The 17,676-nt window shown below is 37.0% G+C and carries 24 protein-coding genes; 5 read left to right on the top strand and 19 right to left on the bottom strand.

Features of this window, described 5'->3' with window-relative positions; all coding sequences use genetic code 11:
- Positions 1-25 precede the first annotated feature (25 nt).
- Both FHY47_RS01235 and FHY47_RS01230 read right to left on the bottom strand, forming a co-directional pair.
- Positions 26-415: a DUF3397 domain-containing protein gene (locus FHY47_RS01235; RefSeq protein ID WP_077247941.1), complete on the bottom strand. Its 390-nt coding sequence runs from the start codon at positions 413-415 to the stop codon at positions 26-28.
- Entirely contained in the window at positions 416-1,315 is a 900-nt protein-coding gene (locus FHY47_RS01230; protein WP_148629540.1) for a 2-dehydropantoate 2-reductase, read from the bottom strand.
- A gap of 397 nt (positions 1,316-1,712) precedes the next feature.
- Between FHY47_RS01230 and FHY47_RS01225 the strand changes: the two genes are divergently transcribed.
- The gene (locus FHY47_RS01225; RefSeq protein WP_148629539.1) at positions 1,713-2,174 is read left to right on the top strand and encodes an N-acetyltransferase; all 462 of its coding nucleotides are present in this window, start codon (positions 1,713-1,715) and stop codon (positions 2,172-2,174) included.
- Positions 2,175-2,268: 94 nt separating this feature from the next.
- Here the strand turns inward: FHY47_RS01225 and FHY47_RS19390 are convergent, their stop codons facing one another.
- The 4 genes from FHY47_RS19390 to FHY47_RS01205 form a co-directional block, all read right to left on the bottom strand.
- A complete protein-coding gene (locus FHY47_RS19390; RefSeq protein ID WP_066100729.1) occupies positions 2,269-2,823 on the bottom strand; it encodes an RsfA family transcriptional regulator in 555 nt (184 codons plus the stop codon).
- Positions 2,824-2,920: 97 nt separating this feature from the next.
- A complete protein-coding gene (locus FHY47_RS01215) occupies positions 2,921-3,679 on the bottom strand; it encodes an enoyl-CoA hydratase/isomerase family protein (RefSeq protein WP_148629538.1) in 759 nt (252 codons plus the stop codon).
- A 59-nt stretch (positions 3,680-3,738) separates the two neighbouring features.
- Complete coding sequence (gene rpmF / locus FHY47_RS01210) at positions 3,739-3,912, bottom strand: 50S ribosomal protein L32 (protein WP_066100735.1); 174 nt, start codon at positions 3,910-3,912, stop codon at positions 3,739-3,741.
- A gap of 52 nt (positions 3,913-3,964) precedes the next feature.
- Complete coding sequence (locus FHY47_RS01205) at positions 3,965-4,498, bottom strand: YceD family protein (protein ID WP_066100738.1); 534 nt, start codon at positions 4,496-4,498, stop codon at positions 3,965-3,967.
- A 242-nt stretch (positions 4,499-4,740) separates the two neighbouring features.
- On the opposite strand from FHY47_RS01205, the gene FHY47_RS01200 reads away from it, so the two are divergent.
- Positions 4,741-5,952, top strand: coding sequence for a nucleotidyltransferase (locus tag FHY47_RS01200; RefSeq protein ID WP_148629537.1), 1,212 nt, complete (start codon positions 4,741-4,743; stop codon positions 5,950-5,952).
- Positions 5,953-6,012: 60 nt separating this feature from the next.
- On the opposite strand, the gene FHY47_RS01195 is transcribed toward FHY47_RS01200, so the two are convergent.
- Both FHY47_RS01195 and FHY47_RS01190 read right to left on the bottom strand, forming a co-directional pair.
- The gene (locus FHY47_RS01195; RefSeq protein WP_066100745.1) at positions 6,013-7,032 is read right to left on the bottom strand and encodes a SepM family pheromone-processing serine protease; all 1,020 of its coding nucleotides are present in this window, start codon (positions 7,030-7,032) and stop codon (positions 6,013-6,015) included.
- Positions 7,022-7,813 (bottom strand): patatin-like phospholipase family protein, encoded by a 792-nt coding sequence (locus FHY47_RS01190; RefSeq protein ID WP_148629536.1) that lies wholly within the window; start codon positions 7,811-7,813, stop codon positions 7,022-7,024. The genes FHY47_RS01195 and FHY47_RS01190 overlap by 11 nt, the downstream gene beginning before the upstream one ends.
- Positions 7,814-8,037: 224 nt before the next feature.
- Between FHY47_RS01190 and ylbJ the strand changes: the two genes are divergently transcribed.
- The gene (gene ylbJ, locus FHY47_RS01185) at positions 8,038-9,243 is read left to right on the top strand and encodes a sporulation integral membrane protein YlbJ (protein ID WP_395940457.1); all 1,206 of its coding nucleotides are present in this window, start codon (positions 8,038-8,040) and stop codon (positions 9,241-9,243) included.
- A gap of 63 nt (positions 9,244-9,306) precedes the next feature.
- Here ylbJ and coaD read toward each other — a convergent pair whose 3' ends face one another.
- Positions 9,307-9,789, bottom strand: coding sequence for a pantetheine-phosphate adenylyltransferase (coaD, locus tag FHY47_RS01180; RefSeq protein WP_066100752.1), 483 nt, complete (start codon positions 9,787-9,789; stop codon positions 9,307-9,309).
- A 26-nt stretch (positions 9,790-9,815) separates the two neighbouring features.
- Positions 9,816-10,367: a 16S rRNA (guanine(966)-N(2))-methyltransferase RsmD gene (gene rsmD / locus FHY47_RS01175; RefSeq protein ID WP_066100754.1), complete on the bottom strand. Its 552-nt coding sequence runs from the start codon at positions 10,365-10,367 to the stop codon at positions 9,816-9,818.
- 477 nt (positions 10,368-10,844) lie between these two features.
- Here rsmD and FHY47_RS01170 point away from each other — a divergent pair, with 477 nt between their 5' ends.
- A complete protein-coding gene (locus FHY47_RS01170) occupies positions 10,845-11,234 on the top strand; it encodes a DUF7147 family protein (RefSeq protein WP_066100755.1) in 390 nt (129 codons plus the stop codon).
- 33 nt (positions 11,235-11,267) lie between these two features.
- Here the strand turns inward: FHY47_RS01170 and FHY47_RS01165 are convergent, their stop codons facing one another.
- The 5 genes from FHY47_RS01165 to FHY47_RS01145 all read right to left on the bottom strand — a co-directional run bounded on the left by FHY47_RS01165 (position 11,268) and on the right by FHY47_RS01145 (position 14,417).
- Positions 11,268-11,540: a YlbG family protein gene (locus FHY47_RS01165; protein ID WP_066100758.1), complete on the bottom strand. Its 273-nt coding sequence runs from the start codon at positions 11,538-11,540 to the stop codon at positions 11,268-11,270.
- Between the two features lie 348 nt (positions 11,541-11,888).
- Positions 11,889-12,326, bottom strand: a complete 438-nt coding sequence (locus FHY47_RS01160; RefSeq protein ID WP_066100761.1) for a YlbF/YmcA family competence regulator — start codon at positions 12,324-12,326, stop codon at positions 11,889-11,891.
- Between the two features lie 189 nt (positions 12,327-12,515).
- Positions 12,516-12,755, bottom strand: coding sequence for a YlbE-like family protein (locus tag FHY47_RS01155; protein ID WP_066100764.1), 240 nt, complete (start codon positions 12,753-12,755; stop codon positions 12,516-12,518).
- A gap of 18 nt (positions 12,756-12,773) precedes the next feature.
- A complete protein-coding gene (ylbD, locus tag FHY47_RS01150; protein ID WP_148629535.1) occupies positions 12,774-13,175 on the bottom strand; it encodes a spore coat protein YlbD in 402 nt (133 codons plus the stop codon).
- Between the two features lie 177 nt (positions 13,176-13,352).
- Positions 13,353-14,417: a CAP domain-containing protein gene (locus FHY47_RS01145; protein WP_139063788.1), complete on the bottom strand. Its 1,065-nt coding sequence runs from the start codon at positions 14,415-14,417 to the stop codon at positions 13,353-13,355.
- Between the two features lie 273 nt (positions 14,418-14,690).
- On the opposite strand from FHY47_RS01145, the gene FHY47_RS01140 reads away from it, so the two are divergent.
- Positions 14,691-15,056 carry a YugN family protein gene (locus tag FHY47_RS01140; protein ID WP_066100769.1) on the top strand — a complete coding sequence of 122 codons (366 nt, stop codon included), beginning with the start codon at positions 14,691-14,693 and terminating at the stop codon, positions 15,054-15,056.
- A gap of 43 nt (positions 15,057-15,099) precedes the next feature.
- Here FHY47_RS01140 and FHY47_RS01135 read toward each other — a convergent pair whose 3' ends face one another.
- The 4 genes from FHY47_RS01135 to ctaF all read right to left on the bottom strand — a co-directional run bounded on the left by FHY47_RS01135 (position 15,100) and on the right by ctaF (position 17,670).
- Positions 15,100-15,597, bottom strand: a complete 498-nt coding sequence (locus FHY47_RS01135; protein WP_139891308.1) for a hypothetical protein — start codon at positions 15,595-15,597, stop codon at positions 15,100-15,102.
- Between the two features lie 160 nt (positions 15,598-15,757).
- Positions 15,758-16,225 carry a DUF420 domain-containing protein gene (locus tag FHY47_RS01130; RefSeq protein ID WP_066100775.1) on the bottom strand — a complete coding sequence of 156 codons (468 nt, stop codon included), beginning with the start codon at positions 16,223-16,225 and terminating at the stop codon, positions 15,758-15,760.
- A 108-nt stretch (positions 16,226-16,333) separates the two neighbouring features.
- Positions 16,334-17,215 (bottom strand): cytochrome c oxidase assembly factor CtaG, encoded by an 882-nt coding sequence (gene ctaG, locus FHY47_RS01125; protein WP_066100778.1) that lies wholly within the window; start codon positions 17,213-17,215, stop codon positions 16,334-16,336.
- 122 nt (positions 17,216-17,337) lie between these two features.
- Positions 17,338-17,670: a cytochrome c oxidase subunit IVB gene (gene ctaF / locus FHY47_RS01120; protein ID WP_066100781.1), complete on the bottom strand. Its 333-nt coding sequence runs from the start codon at positions 17,668-17,670 to the stop codon at positions 17,338-17,340.
- Positions 17,671-17,676 lie beyond the last annotated feature (6 nt).

Here is a 17,676-nt window from a genome sequence, read left to right as displayed (position 1 = left end):
AGCTTTAAAAGGTATTGCTACTCTCCTATGTAAATACTTTTACTATTCTCTCAAGAATCCCAATTGCGGCCAATAAAAAATAGGCGGCAGAGAATAACAGGAATGAAGCTCTCCAAAAACCAGTGAAAACTCTTTTCAAGTCAACCTCTTCCCTTACTTTGTAATGCATAAACAACACAGCGGAAGCGATTATAATCAAGACAATTAAAATAATCCATAAGTATGAATGTTCAAAAAGAGCGATGATTGCATAATGAACTGCCATAATCAAAAAAACCGTCGTAGCGTCGGCAGAAAGCCTGACTGCCTTTTTGTTATTTTTAAGCATCTGTCGGGAAATTGTATATACGGTCAAATAAACAATAATTGGCATGATTACGCAAATAGCGATAAGGCCTGCTAATAAGCTGTCCACTCACATCTCCTCACTTTCTTCCATACCACGCACCATATTAAACAGCATTTTACATTGAGGTGCTGGGATATCATTCTTATCTGCTTCGCGAATACAATATCCAAGGATTGCCTCTATTTCAGTTTTTTTACCCAACTGAAGATCCCTTAACATAGAAGAGGTATTCTTAGCTGTTCGACCACATATTGTAATAACTCTCTCTAAATAAATCTGATGCTCAGTTTCCGGAATTAATAACGAATGACAAACCTCCTGACAGATGGATTTCAACAGCTTAATGTAATATGTATTTTTTATTAATTCACCGTTGCGAACCCCTAATATACTGGTCAACGGGTTTATAACAGAATTAATAATCAATTTTTCAGTATGAATTGATTTGATATCAGGGAGCAATTGCACCGGAAAACCATCCGTATCCAAATATTCCATACCCGGCAGCTTCCTTCCTCTATATAAGCCCATTTTTATCATTCCAATTCCTGTATGGTGAACCGTATGATTATTTTCCCGAATGGCACCATGCTCAACAATCCCAGTATAGATTGTGGAAACCAGCAATTCAGGTAAATGAGCGAAATGGCTCATACCGTTTTGTAAAAAGACAACTGCAGATGCATTCTCTTCTAGTAGAGACCATAGTTCTATGAGAGCGGTCTGCTTTACGCTTAGAATGATGATTTCTTGTCTTTGAATTAAATGTTCCGAATCATCAATACATACCGCATTAATATTTTTATAATTAACCTCACCCTGCATGTCAATTAGGGTAATTCCTTTTTCATTAATTTCGTCCGCTTGTAATGATGTGTGCGTGAATAGCGTAATTTGATGGTTATCACTCAGCTTGGAGGCTGCCAATAATCCAATTGCCCCTCCTCCTATAATCCCAATCCTCATGTTTTCCTCCAAGTGATCTTTTGCAATAATTGTAACATTTGCTATGTATGATGAAAAGATAACTCCATCCTGTTTTAGTCAATCGTCATTTAGCTGAATTATCGATGGCTTCCTCTCTATTTCCTTGTAGTTTGGAGGAATAGCATAATCGCTTATCAACCACTTCATTCTTGTGGCTGGATTAATCATGAACTCCGCTCTATTTCTTTGTCGATTGGCCGGATTACCTACTTATTCGGCTGAATTTCACACTTATTCACACTTATTCGGCCGATCACTCACTCAACCAGTGTTTCAGTAGCCGTCCTGACGACTAAAAATTATGATTTTTCTATATATTTAGCTATAATGGAAATATAAGTATAAACTTTTCACATACATTTAAGGGGGCTATGAAGTGAGTGTAAAGGTTGAAAAATTACGCGTTAACTACCGCACGCTTGAAGAATTCAAGAAATTTAAGGAATATGGTTTGCAGGAATTATCCATGCTAGAAGATCTGCAGGCAAATCTTATTGAAGATAATAGCGAATCACCTTTTTACGGCATCTATTTTGGGGATAAATTAGTGGCCAGGATGAGTCTTTATAAAATCGATGCCAGGTTTGATAAATATTTTGACCCTCCACAGGATTACTACGAAATATGGAAGCTTGAAGTTTTACCGGATTATCAAAAAAAGGGATACGGCACCATGCTCGTCCAATTCTCCAAAGACCTTGGCCTGCCGATCAAAACAAACCCAAGAGTCCATTCGCGTACTTTTTGGGAAAAACAGGGCTTCGAACCTGTAGAGTATGATATGGAAAGAGATTTAGGAGAGAACCCACTGATTTGGCAGCCTAATAATGATAAATAGATTGACTTTAAGCTTTCCAGCGAGAAAGCTTTTTCTTTTCATCAAACATTAATAGAAGCACACCTTTTAAAAAGGCATGCTCCTGTAGCAATCATCATTTTTCCTCCGATAATTGACGTGCCCGATTCAGTAAATCAAGCAATCCACGGTAATCCTTCTCCATCTGCTTAAATCGTATTTCTACTGTATCTCTCTCTTGAACTAAATAATCTGCGTGCTTTTTTAACTCTGAGTATTCCAGCAGTAATTCTTCAGGCGAGCGGAATGATCGTTCTTCCAACCTACTCTTTAAGTTGGTTAAATAGGCAATAACCGTATCTAGAGAAAGATTGAGCTCAGCATCCCCGACTATTCCGACCGAGATTTTTTGTTCCTCACGCTGCGGCTGCTCCACCTCCAATTCCGCAGTCCCTAGCGATTTTTTAAGATCTTTACGTACTTTTTTAGCCAGCTCTATCCCTTCCGAATATTGCTTACGGACATAAGAATTCCATCTAAAGCCACATGCAGCCGGAGTTCTCGACAACCCTTTACCAACCTCTTCAAATGCTTTTAATTGTGTGCTTCCCTCACGGATATGGCGTAATACCACCTCCGCCAAATAGACATCCTCATCCTGCGACCATCCATCCTGCCTTGAACCTGTCATCCACTCTTCCCCCCAATAAGCATTCATAATATTCAATCATATGCGTCTAGTAGGAAAGATAGAATAAACAAGATTCTATTAACATGATAATCGCTTCTTATTGAGACTTTTTCTGAAATCGTTCCACAGTCTCCATATGGAATGGTAATACCCATAACTCTGAACATCGTTTAATCTCTTCTTGCATCCGTTTATACAAATCAGATGCTTTCTTTTTGCGGATAGTCATACTTTTATACGCCATCAACGCATTAATATCATTTTTAATAATAGGCTCAATAATCCCTACTATGGTTTTCTCATCTATATTTGACACAACGCCATTTGCAAATCCATACAAGCTTGCCTCTTCTTCAGAAAATTTTCTCCCCGACATCAGCCATTCCAGTCCCTTGGATTCTGCCACCCTCTCAAGTAAAAGAGCTCCACCGCCCCAACCGGTGGTAATTCCCTGCTGAATTTGAATAAAGCCCATAAAAGATCCTTTTTTTACATATCGAAAATCACATGCTGTAGCCAGTTCCAATCCACCGCCGACAGCCGGTCCATTTAAAAAAGCAAAAACAGGCTTCGGCAAAGTAGCTATTTTATATAAAATTTCTCCCATACGCGATAACATTTGGTAAGCATCTTTTTGATTATCAAGAAGATGAAAGACTTTTAAATCACCACCCGAACAAAAAACATTACCAGTTCCTGTGATCACCATGGCCTTACAATTTCCATCCGTTTTCACTTGTTCGATGGACTCTTCCAATAAATCCATAACCTCAAAATTTATGGCGTTCCTAACATGCGGCCGGTTTAGCGTAACAAGCAAATATCCTTCTTTTTTCTCCACAATCACTTCTTTCACCGTGAATCCCCCTTAAAAACAAAAAAGAACACAGGTTTCCCTGTGTTCTCTCGAGTTGATTATTTATTTACAACTTCTTTTCCTTTGTATGTTCCACATGCTTTACAGATACGGTGAGATAATTTCATTTCACCGCAGTTTGGGCATTCAACCATACCAGGGACTTGAAGTTTGAAATGCGTACGACGCAATCTCTTTCTAGTTTTCGAAGTTCTTCTGAAAGGTACAGCCATGTTTTACACCTCCTTAAAAAACGATGGTTCTATGGAAGACTTATGTAGTCTTTCATTTTTCACTGTTATCATCATTGTTGTCAAAAAAATGGGCCAACTTTGCCAGTCTTGGGTCAACTTTTTTAACTTGTTGGTCCTCTAAGATTAATTCCCAGTCATCTCCAGCTAGCGGAGCAGCACCTACAGGATGATCCGTATCACAGAATACCTGCAATGGAATCTCCGTGAGAATTATTTCTTTGATTACCGGCGTAAGATCCACTACATCACCCTCAGCCACATGATATTCTCCATCCTCAGTCTCCATACCTTCATATTGATTAAAAAGGTATGTCTCTGTTGTTTGAACATCGATTGGGAATGGGACATCAACTAAGGTTCTTGAACATGGTAATGTCAATGTACCAGATATTTTCAAATGAAAAGTAACTCGATTGGAACTCAAGTCAGCTTTCCCAAATACACGAATTGGTGAAATATCACGAATTTGCGGATCTGCCTTTTTCAGTTCAGAAAGATCTGCTGTCTCATCTACATTAAAACCATTGTCGCGAAATTTTTGCAGTTGTGGAATTGTCCATTTCATATTATATCACCTCAAGGCAACAAAGGTAATTATAGCTTTGGTAAATTCATTTGTCAATGTTTTTTCTTTACAGCCATATGTGATACCCTTATGCAAATTTTAAGCGCTTATCTATTTATTTTACCCGAAATGTTTCATTTTGAAAACAGAATTAATCAAGTGCAAGTTTAGGGAATGCTTGCTTCCTGATTCCTCCATCATATACTATAAAAAAAACAACCATTTATCAGGAGGTGTACAATATGAATGCCCTGGGACTTGTAGTAGAATATAATCCTTTTCATAATGGACATTTATATCATTTACAACAAGCCAAAGCTATTACAAATGCTGATGTGACCATAGGCGTGATGAGCGGAAATTTCCTTCAGCGGGGGGAACCAGCCCTGGTGGATAAATGGACAAGGACTTCCATGGCCTTAAAGGCTGGTATTGATCTAATCATCGAACTTCCATTTGTTCATGCTGTTCAAAAGGCTGAATATTTCTCCGAAGCATCTATCCTATTATTAGAGGAAGTTGGCTGTCAGTCTGTTTGTTTTGGCAGCGAGCAAGGAGAAATAGAACCTTTTATACATACATACTCAATTATTCAGGAAAATTCTAAGGAAATCGATCAATGGATACAGCACTATAGCAAGGAGGGATACAGCTACCCCAAGGCTGCTTCTCTGGCCTTTTCGGAATTACAAGCGCGTCATCCTTCTATGCTTTCTTTAGACCAGCCTAATAATATCCTTGGATATCACTATGTATCCGCGATTTTAAAACATAAATTATCCATCGAGCCAGTAACCATTAAACGAACAGGTTCCGGATATCACGATCCAACTCTCATGCCAGGTACAATAGCAAGTGCAACTGGTATACGGAAAGAATTAATGGAAAGCGGTAAACTGGATGCTATCTCTTCCTTTGTTCCGGATACAACATTTGCCCATCTAAAAGCATATCTAACAGAGCAGCGCACTTTGCATAATTGGGAGTTGTATTGGCCATTTTTAAAAGTTAAATTAATCACGACGCCCGCAGAATCTCTTGCCCAAATTTACGAAATGAAAGAGGGCTTAGAGAATCGATTAATCGAAGCCGCTGAACGCGCCAGTAATTTCATGGATTTTATGTCACTAATTAAAACGAAGCGTTATACCTGGACTCGGCTACAAAGAATACTAACCTATACGCTGTTAAATTTCACAAGAGATGAAATGCCAAAAGACCTGACTCCGCCATATATTCGCGTATTGGGATTTACAGCTGCCGGGCAGCAATATTTAAAAAGCATAAAAAAAGAAAAGGGAAATCATATCGTATCACGTTTAGCAGCCTGTAAAAATCCTTTAATAAATATTGATAAGAGGGCTGCCATTGTTCATGCTGCCGCTCTTCCCTCAGCTATTTCTATGAAAGCTCAAAAACGTGAATATATGTCACCCATTGTATTAACTGATTAAAAAACGAAGCCATTGATTCACCGTACGAATCAATGGCTTCTGCTTTAAATCAAGCAGCTCTTATTTCATGCTTTTTAAATAATCCAGTGCATCATCAACTGTGTCCACAGGAACAATAATCATATCTGTTCCAATCTCTTCTGCTGTTTTTACAGCAATTTTATAATCCGATTCCTCAGCACCTTGTTGATTGGGTGCAAAAAACACTTCCGCATCTGCACGATCAGCTGCTACAATTTTCTGATCAACACCACCGATAGGACCGACTGTTCCATCATCAGAAATGGTACCTGTTCCTGCTATTTTCTTCCCTTTCGTGTAATCCTCTTCCGTTAATTGATTAAAGATCTCCAATGTAAACATTAACCCAGCAGAAGGCCCCCCAATGCTATCTGCGTTTATCTCGATATCTCGGTCTGTTTCAACACTTCGATCCTCAACCAAGGTAATGCCAACGCCAACTCGTCCAGTTTCCTCTAGCATCTCCAATTGAAGTGTCTTAACAATATTTTTATTATCACGCTTTATTTCTAATTTCACTTGGTCCCCAGCTTTTTTCGAGGAGATATAGTCTATGAAAAATTCACTTGACTCAATTTCACTTCCATCGACTTTAATAATTCGATCTCCAGGTTTCAATACTCCGTCTGCAGGTTTACCCTTGGCAATCTGCAGCACATATATGCCTTCTACTTTTACTTTGGCTTCATAGCCTGCTTTTTTATACCCGTTCAGGATAGCGGATGTTTGGGAATCATCCATCAATTTCAATTGTCTAACCGTATATTCTTCATCGGTTTCATCCTGACTTCTAATTTGTTCCAGTTCATAAATCCTATGATAATCTGCTATTTTAGCCCATGCATATGTATAAATATTCGCTCTGCCCATTCGGATCGTTGTCAGCATAAAAGAGCCATCTGCTTCACTTCCATTTTCAACCTCTACAAATTGCTCCAATGTCTCCGCCGACCCAGGGGTGGAAACATAATAAGGCAATTTATAAAATGCAGCCAGAAATGCCAGCAATAGAACTGCAACCCCAATTTTGCCTATATTAAGTTTACGCTTATGCTTCATCTTTTTTCTCCTTCCAATGCTGTATGGCCTCTTTAATCTCCGGCAGTTTTTTTCTTGCTTCTTGCTCCCCAATCATAATAATTTCAAGAATGTTTGTAAATGCCAATGAACTAAATGATTCTACAGCAGGCTGAATCATTACGTCAGCGTTAATCCCTTTCATTTTGACAATTTCCATTTGCAGTATATCTAAACTTTTAAAAATAACATCGTATATAGATTCAATATCCGTATCTCCTCTTGTTGCAGAGACATCGCTTGCAATCACAATATCCGCTCCCATTTCTTTCACAACCGAGACAGGGACCCGATCCATTAATCCTCCATCTACAAGTAATTTCCCATTGATCCGTTTAGGCACAAAAATGCCAGGTATCGATATACTAGCTCTTACCGCTTCATAAACCGGACCTTCCGTAAAAATAACTCTCTCTCCTTTTTCTATATCCGTTGCCACTATAGCCAATGGAATTGAAAGATCCTCTATATTTTGATTTTTTGTAAATAATCGAATGTATTCCTCAATCTTTTTCCCGGCTACAAAACCTAATCTCGGTACAGTCAGATCCATAAAGTATTTTCTTTTAAATTGCAACGAAACTTTTTGCAGCAGTTCTAAATCTGATCCACTTGCATAAAAACTGCCTATTAAAGCTCCCATACTGCTCCCGGCTATATAGTCGATATTTATACCTTCACTATTTAGCACTTTTAATAAACCAATATGTGCAAATCCCCTTGCACCACCAGAGCCAAGCGCTAATCCAATTTTAGGTTCCATTTCTTTTGACTCTCCTTTATCCGTACTGATTTAAGGCATGTTCCCTTAATAGGAGTCTTAGTTCTAAATTATTTTACTTTGAGTATATTTTGTTATTGGGGACAACCCAGCTATATACAAAACTTCTTTTGATTTTACTAAATATATTTTAGCACCAGATTATTTACCACGCTTAAATTTAATAAGGGAAGGGATATAAATTGGATAAATCAATCTTAAAATCAATGCTTTTTGCGTTAATTGCAGTTATTATGGCAGCTGCATTGATCTTGATGCCACAGGAAGCCTTCGAAGCCTCTGTTCGAGGGTTGAATATATGGCTTGAAATTGTCTTTCCTTCCTTATTGCCTTTTTTAATTATTGCAGAAATGTTGATTGCATTTGGTGTCGTAAAACTACTGGGTGTCTTTTTAGAGCCACTAATGCGTCCATTGTTTAAGGTACCAGGAGTAGGAGGATTTGTATGGGCAATGGGACTTGCATCCGGTAATCCTTCTGGAGCAAAACTAACAGCTAGGCTGAGAGATGAAGGTCAGCTATCCAGAATAGAAGCTGAACGGTTAGTGTCGTTTACCAGCTCATCGAATCCATTATTTATTTTCGGTGCTGTATCTATCGGTTTTTTTAATAATGCTAAACTTGGAATACTTTTAGGATTAACTCATTATGCAGCGAATATTTTCGTCGGTTTAGTAATGAGGTTTTACGGGAGAAATGAAGAGAAAAAAAATCTTAACCGCAGTAAAAAAGATACAAGTATTTTCCCAATCATGACAGCTTTAAAAAGTATGCACCGTACCCGTCTAAATGACCAGCGGCCATTTGGAAAAATATTAGGAGACGCAGTTAATTCCTCCATACAAACCCTTTTGATGATTGGAGGATTTATCATTATTTTTTCCGTGATCAACAAGCTATTGTTTCACTTACATATTACCAGCTTCTTTGCATCCATTTTCAGCAGCCTGTTCCACACGCTTCATCTGCCATCTACTTTAAGCATCCCTTTTATTTCGGGGTTATTTGAAATCACGTTGGGATCGCAATTAACAAGCCAAGCTGGCGGTGCAACACTATTGACACAAGCAATCATAGTCAGTGCTTTACTCGCATTTGGAGGATTCAGTATACAAGCTCAAGTTGCCAGCATCTTAGCCGAAACAGATATACGCTTTAAACCATTCTTTCTTGCACGCCTCATCCATACATTTTTTGCTGCGATACTTACATTGATTTTGTGGAAACCTGTATATCTGCGATTATCTACTTCTGAAAATACATCAATCACCGAATTTGTTTTTTCAATGGAAACGCAGGGATTATCCAGCACTATCTTCAGTTTCTTCCTTAATTACGGTGCATTGATTACTATTCTTTCTTTGGCTGGCTACACCCTTTTATTATACATACAGTATAGGAAATCCATATAAAAAGCCAATCCCTAATTTAAGTAGGATTGGCTTCTTTTTAACAGCAATATAAATGAGTACATTTTATTCAGACATCTTTATTCTCAGCCGTTTTTGTACACATTCAGGAACAAGCTCTGAAACATCTCCACCGTACTTCGCTACTTCTTTTACGATCGATGAGCTCAAAAAAGAATATTGATTATTTGTCATGATAAAGAATGTTTCAATTTGATCGTTTAATAAGCGATTCATAGAGGTGATTTGCATCTCATACTCGAAGTCAGAAACGGCTCTCAACCCTCGGATGACTGCATTTGCATTTCTTGCCTTAGCATAATCCACGAGCAACCCCTGAAAGCTATCCACTTTCACATTTGGTATATGGGCAGTTGCTTCTTCAATGATTTGCACTCTCTCCTCCACAGTAAATAGAGATTTTTTAGCAGAATTATGAAGGACACCGACATATATTTCGTCAAATATGTTTGCTCCTCTTTGAATAATATCAAGATGTCCATATGTTATAGGATCAAAACTTCCAGGACATACAGCTATTTTCTTCACTATTCTCCCCCCATTTCTATAAATATTTAACGCTCAAAAAAGGACACAGCCGTAATGCCATACTTTTCAACACGGAACTTAGTAAAATTACCAATCTTTTCAGGCAACGTTAATTCTTCTCCATGTTCGCATATTATCATACCGTCTTCTGCCAATAATTCAGCACTTTCGATTTCTTCAATAAGAACAGGTATCATATTAGCTATTTTATAGGGAGGATCCATAAAAATGAGGTCAAATTGAGCTTTTCTCTTTCCAAGAGCTTTTAATGATCTTAAAGCATCACTCCTATGTACCTCGGATTGACTTTCGAATTTACATGAACTGATATTCGTTTTAATAATTTGAATAGCTTTTGAGTCCTTATCAACAAAAACTCCTTTTTCCATTCCTCTGCTCAAGGCTTCAAGCCCAAGGGATCCGCTTCCTGAAAATAAATCCAGAACCGCTCCACCTTCAAAATATGGTCCTACAATATTAAATAAAGATTCTTTTACTTTGTCCGTTGTTGGCCGGGTTGTCATGCCTGGAACAGCCTTTAATGGCCTTCCTTTACAAGTACCTGAAATGACTCGCATAATCTGTCACCAAATTTCATATGTATTCAACTTTCTAAAATATCCTACCACAAAATCTTGATTTCACAAATAGAAATCAAATTTCTGCGATCAGTGAATAGTTCAGGTTGATTTGGTCATACTACTAACAACAACATCTTCAGAGGTGTTGTTGCCAACCGCGGAGAAGACTTACGTTTCCCCATAAGTTCTTCCTCCGGTTTCTCCTCTCCCTTTGCCTTCTGCGTTTGTAAAAGCGCGTAGAAGGAAGCCCTGGCGCCTATGTGTGCCAGGGCTTTTCTTTTAGGTGAATTAACTACAGATCAACCGACACCCATTTTTTCCACAGTGAACAAGGTGGACAGTTTCAAAAATAACTAATTTGATTAATAGAACAGTTGATTCGAACACTTTATTGGGATACATTTATATTCCTGATGAACTAGACCGGATTATGATACACTTATCAATATCCGATTTACAGGAGGAAAAACAAGAATGAATCAACGTTTTATAGAACTAGGCCCCGGATATTCTGACCTTTATGAGCTATTGGAATTAGCAAAGGCTAATCAATATCGAATCAATTATTTTTTATGCTTACAGTCAGAGGGACCTAGCGGCAAAGTCATGTCGTTTGTATTGGTTATGAAAAAATCAAGCTATGGCGACTTCATCCCACTTTATATTTGCAGAGAAGGAATACCTGTTTTAGTTAATAAGCCAAGCAAGCGTTATGAACTTTTTGACCAAGCAGCCAAGGAGCAAGGTAAAGAAATTATATCGTTGGAAGTTAGGCATTCATCTACTTTTGCTGACCCTGACCTTTATTATCAGTATTTAATAGGTATCCTGCGCATGAACCGTTTTTTACCCCCATGGCAATAAAGAAAAACCGGACCCATTAGGATCCGGTTTTCTTTAAATGCCTATTCTATATTCTTCCTTTTCTTTTTCATGCTTTTTACTCTCAAATTCAGTTTTAATAAAAGGTTTTTGAGAAAATTCAACTTTTTTGACAAAAGCATAGGAAGATAATTTTTCTGAAACTGCTTCTATTTCGTCCATATTTACATATAATACGGCATATTTTAATTTGCGGGAAACATAATGCAGATTGCCTGTTTTACGCAGAGTTTTCACTTGTTTTAGACTATGCAGCCAAACAATCAGGCTTTGCCTTTCTACAAACATATACATACCCCTTTAGGATGCAATTTATATTTAGTGTACCATATTACTAAAAGATGTATCAATATTTAGAAATGCTATGCAGAATTAGTGAATAAATCTAGAGATTGCAACTAACTCGATTATCTCCTTGGATAGGTCTGCACTATCAGAGTTTATATCAAAAATGATAGGAGTACTTTAAATGAAACTGCATAATAGAAAAGATATCGATCCCACTTTCCTATGGAGAATCGGATAGGTTTATCATACAACCTCAACGTTTGTATTAGTTGCTACAAAATCTAATTTCGGCCATATACCAAAAGGCAACCCCATTTGTTCTGGGATTGCCTTTTTTTCTCGTTCCTATCAGGAACATCCACAGCTTCCTCCGCTGCCACAGCCTCCGCTACAGGATGATTCAAAAAACGGATTTCCTGTCGGGACTTTTATATGAGGGGATACTGAATGACCAATCAGCATACTAATTTCATCAAGTAATTGCTGTAAGTTTGTTTCAGCCTGTTTATATTCAATAACAGATGGATGAAGGTCCATTTCTCTTTTAGCCTCACGAATTGCTTTAGAGACAGTACGATAATCCGGATGGTATCTTCCGAAACGCTGTACTTCTTCGTAAGCGTCCTTTAAAGAATTAAACGCTTGAATTTTTTTCTGGGCCGTTTTATCCTTATACATCTGAGTTAAACTTAAAAAGTATTGCTTAGCTATATCTGAGTTCATTATATCTTTAGCCAATTGTTCAGCATGGTCAATGATTTCAACCGTTTCAATAGTAGCAAGCATGAAAATACTCACCTCCAACTTTATCATACCATGTAATATCCAAGGATGCTATAACTTAGAAATATTATCCACCTATAAAAGATATATGGCTTGTCCCCTATTACTTTGGTAAGTAGAAGAAGTAATTCGCTGCCAAACACCCCTTACTTCATCTACTCTTACAGAACGTCCTCATTTTTTTAGGAACCGTTATTCACCAGTATTCATTGACTGAAACATCGAAACCATCATAGAAGCCATTTGAACGCTGTTTGAAAGCTGATGAACACGATCCGGAATCGTTTTTTTAAAAAAGTACTTAGCTTCAGTATCAAATTTCGAAAAATCCTGTGGATTTCTGCACAAACGTCTGTACCAGATTGGTTGTTGCCTCAAAAAACTCAGTAAATCTTCATCTGCCTCAATTAATTCATAGATATCTTGTCTCAAGCTCTCACTCCTACCTAGCTAATCTTGCCGAAATTTGAAAGGATGATTATTCTGGACGGAAGGTGGTGCACTTTCTGATTGTCCGGAAGATTGAAATTGAGACATGACTCCCTGAACCACTCCTAAAACCTTACTAAAATTCCCAATTTGTTTTTGAATTTGATCAGGGTCCATTTTTTTAAGTTGATTTAAAAGCTGCGAAATAAACTCGCCCTTATCTGTTTTTTCAGTCTCATCCTTTTCCTTTTTTTCCTCTTTATATTCATTCCACACTTCATCCTGATCACCCAGCAAAGACCAATCTTCATAAATTTCCTGCCATGTTTTCTTACCCATTCTTACATCTTTTACGATTTTCGGATTACTCTTAAGAAAAAGCTTAAAATCCTGGACAGAAGGATGCAATTTGGAATCATCCATTTAATTTCACCTCACCACATGACATACGCCTAGGGTAGTATATGTTTCGATATATAGAAAAGTGATGCATATTTCCAAAGAATTCCGCACATAGACTTCCTTTATACAAATAATATTTACACACAAAAAAGAGCACTGAGGAGAAATACTTTCCTTCAGTGCTCTTTTTTGTATCATTTAATCAGATAACGCAACAAAGTTTTGAGTATAGTATCTTTTATATACTCCCACACCAAGGCGCGTAAAATCTTCATTTAACATTATATCTCTGTGCCCTTTACTATTTAACCATCCTTCAACAGCCGCAATTGCATCTGTATACTGAGCAGCTATGTTTTCGCCAGCTGAGTAGTAAGAAACACCGCCTTCCTTCAAACGATCACCAACATCTTTATCATCGGGTGATACATGATCGAAATACTCATTCACCATCATGTCTTCGCTATGTTTAAATGCCACAGCTGAAATTTTTTCATCAAATTCAAGGGTACCTAAGTCAAAACGTGTTCGTATGATATTTGTCAAATCAAGAATTTGCTGCTGACTTCCTTCTTCAACCAGCTTCCATTCTTCATCCGTTAACTCTTCAGGTTCATCCAATTCTCCACGGTATGTCAGCTCATATGGCTTATGCATAATCAATGTCTTTGCATCCATAAACCTCACACCTGATACCTGACCGAGAATTTTATCCAAATAAACCTGAGCATACATATCGCCAAACTTTATTAGAGGGCGATAATGAAGATCTTCTTCCGACAACTCGAAACGATATTCAGTGCCTTTCCAATTCAGTTCTATATAACTATTCATATTCAATTCCTTATACAAGGACTCCACTGTTTGATCAATAAAGAATGGATATAAATTAATATCTTCTGCTGAACTGTATAGGGTTACAATTTTTTTATCTTTTTCGTTTACGCCAAATTGTATATACTTACTTAATGTATCATTATAGATCCACCAGTTATATCCATAAGCTGAAGGATCAATACGGTCTGGCTCCCCATATTCATCCAGTAACTGATTACTGGTTTTACCAATCCATTTAGATACACCCTGTTCAGGTCTGGATTCGTTATCTGTTAATTCTTTAATCTTATCCGAAGTTTCCATTGTATTTTCATTAACGGAATTTTGATCAATGATAGCTGTATTTTCTTTGACATCATCTTTAACCGTTACATAGATGCCGAAGATGGTGATTAAAATTAAACTAAAGAAAACCCTAAAGACCAATTTCAGAGGTGGTCCCTCCTGTCATTCTTACTTTATATTTTTTTATTATACCATTAGAATTCAAACAAACCTATCACTTAAATGTAAACAATGAAAAATAAGTATAATATAAACATATTGGATAGCAAAATGAACGAATTTACCTTTCTGCCTCTATAAAAGAACAATTTATTGCAGATAAGGTAAAATAATACTAAAATTAAAATTGAGAATTTCCAAAACTTGTTTCATACCGAACAAAGCATTTTCTAAAAGGGGATAGGAGGAAATAAGATGAGATTTGAAAATACAGGACTTGAAAAATACCAAGTTAACCTTAACAGGCTAGATGAGGTTATGAGTGAAAACGGTTTAGTCAGAGCCGAACAATGGGATTACGAACGCGTATCCTACGATAAGAAATATGAATTAAGGGATGGCACTTTTTATTTACGTGTCTTTGGCTATGCGGTTGAAGGTGACGTAGGTGCACATCGGGCAACTATCCAACTCATGACACCAGTCCTAGGTAAACACTATTATCCACATGGTGTTGAATATGGTGAAACAGAGCATTTTCCTACATCTCTTCAAAAACAATGCGAGACAGTTCTTGCGGCAGTTAAAGCTGAACTGGATATATTTGTAGAAGTGGAATAAAGGATTATTAAATAAGCCTGCAGATTGTATGATCTCCGCAGGCTTATTTTATTTTTTTTCTCATTAAACAATAATCCCCCTCCACTCCCACTGCTTTAAATCCATACTTTTTTAAGGTTTCCTTATAATAAAAACGTTTATCTGCTATTTCTGTTTGGATCATTTGGGCAATCCCTATTTTATGAATATAATAGAAAAAACCCTCCATAACTTCAGAAACAAACTCTTTTTCTGTCTGAGCATCTGTAAAGCTTAAGGAAAAGGTTAATTTTTCACCTTCTCCCTCCAACTCCAATTCTCCAATGAATTTTTGGCTTTGCAAATCAATAATAAAACAGATCCACCAACCTACATCCCCACCTTCCAATTCATATAATTCTATTAAAAGAGGGAGTATACATTTTACGCGATCAGATGGGAAAGATTCAGGAACAATTACCGGCGATACCATTTTGAAATCATACGGGTACAAAATAAGGGACTTAGCCAATGAGATGGAACAAGGAAAGATAAGAATGCGATTAGTCCTAATTTGTTTCATTACCGCACCTCCGATTAATTGCCTCTAAATAAAGCCTATGATAAACATCAGCCAGTCCTGACAAAATCCATTCCTAAGCCGCCATGTAAAAGAAAGAAACGAAAAAAGGTCATCTCTAATTCTATGAGACGACCCGTTTTACCTATGCAACTTTTATTTTTTATGAACCAATAATCGCTTTAAATACACTTGTTGTTTTACCACCTTCGTATATTACATAAAGCAATAAATATACAGTGACACCAGCAACCGCGTTCACCATCCAAATGACGCTTGTAGGCGGAGCGATTTTTCGATGTTTCTCAATCTTCCCTTTAAAACCATAATACAGACTGATAATCCCCATTACGGCTCCTATTGTAGCCAATGTAATATGTGAGATTAAAAAGATTGTATAGTAAATTTTTATTGATTCAGGTCCTCCAAATGCCGTGTTCCCTATAAATAACGTTCTGCTTGCATAAATAATGAAGAACACAACTGCAAAAACAGCTGCCCAAAACATTAATTTTTCGTGGACCTTTATATTCCCTTTTTTTACTTGCCATACTCCAAAGCCTACAAGGATTGCGCTGATTACGATACAAGCCGTGCTGATCGTAGGCAGGACTGGTAATGAACTGCTCATAATGGTGGAACCTCACTTTACTTATTCTGTTAACTCTATAATTGTAAAATACTAAATTTGAAAACTCAAATTATTTTACAGTATTCACTAAAGTTTCACTATTATTAATTAGTTCCCTAAATGCGGATTTGCCTCCATAAAACGTTTTGTTTCTGCATCCGCATGTTTGGTATCTTCTTTAAACCAAGTGAAGAAAGTTGTAGCCAGGATAATTCCATATACTATTTCTTGAATTATTTTCATAATTACACCGCCTGTTTGCTGATCTTCAACAGCCGGCATATTTATAAACATTTGAGGACTGCTTAAGTCCAAAGTGGATAAGGTACCGGCAGGAACACACAATTTCATCGCCTCCATCCATACAGCTGGATCTGCATAGGTTGCATACATGGGATCTTTAGAAAAGATGATAAGCGCACAGGCCGGTGTAATTAATATACCATTGGCAAAGATATAGCCAATTTTCTTTAATCCTGATAATCGCTGGCTTTCTTCGATTTTATTAACTAGATGCCACCACATGAACAGCGAGGAAATAAACAATACCACTGTGAAAAGCCCATGAAGCAACATATTGACTTTGACGATATCAAAAATTGACGGAACATGGTAAAAAGAAAACAGTCCATTAAAGAAAATCAATGTTATTAATGGTTGTGTAATCATTAAAAACCATTTTTTAAATACGAACTTTTTTAGTAACCAATCCGGCAATCCCAATAGAAAAAATGGTGGAATAACTAAAAATAAAAAAGCCATTTGAACCATATGAACCGTAAAAGAAAGATGTCCCAATAAATCTATTGGCGACCCCTTTATCATGTATAAAAGAATCATAGCTATCGAGAAGTATACAGCTTCTTTCTTTTTAAATTGGTCACCTGCTTTAAAATAGGTGATATAAAAATAGAAGGCTATGATCAATAGTGTCACGAGGAACAGGTAAGGACTCCATAGGGCCCTAAATCCAAATATATCTAATTCCATTTATCTCACCTCATAATTAGTTTTCCTGCCCAGAAATTCACAAGAAAATATCAAATAACCCAGAAATCATATAGTTTTAGTTTCTAAAAAAAATCGGCTTAACAAGTTAAGCCGATTCCATCTTAAATCCACACAATTAATACAAATGCAAGGATAGTAGTCACACCGATCAGTAACCCGGTATACATAAATCCTGCCATCGTTCCATGACCTTCTTTATTCATATGCATGAAATAATAGAGCTGAAAAATGACTTGGATTACCGCAAGCAACAAGATGAATGGTAAAACGAACCACTTGGAAAATCCATCATAACCTACTGCAAAGAACGCAATTAAGGTTAGAAAGATCATCATAATAAATGTAATAACCTGCATCTTCATATCTTCCGCATTTTTCTTACGTCTATATTTAAGAGCTTCTTTACTAAGATGTGTTTTAGGTTGATTTTCCATTTATCA

Source organism: Bacillus sp. E214 (assembly GCF_008087365.1).
In the GTDB taxonomy this organism is placed as follows: domain Bacteria; phylum Bacillota; class Bacilli; order Bacillales; family Pradoshiaceae; genus Pradoshia.
This window is presented reverse-complemented; position numbering and strand designations above follow the sequence as displayed.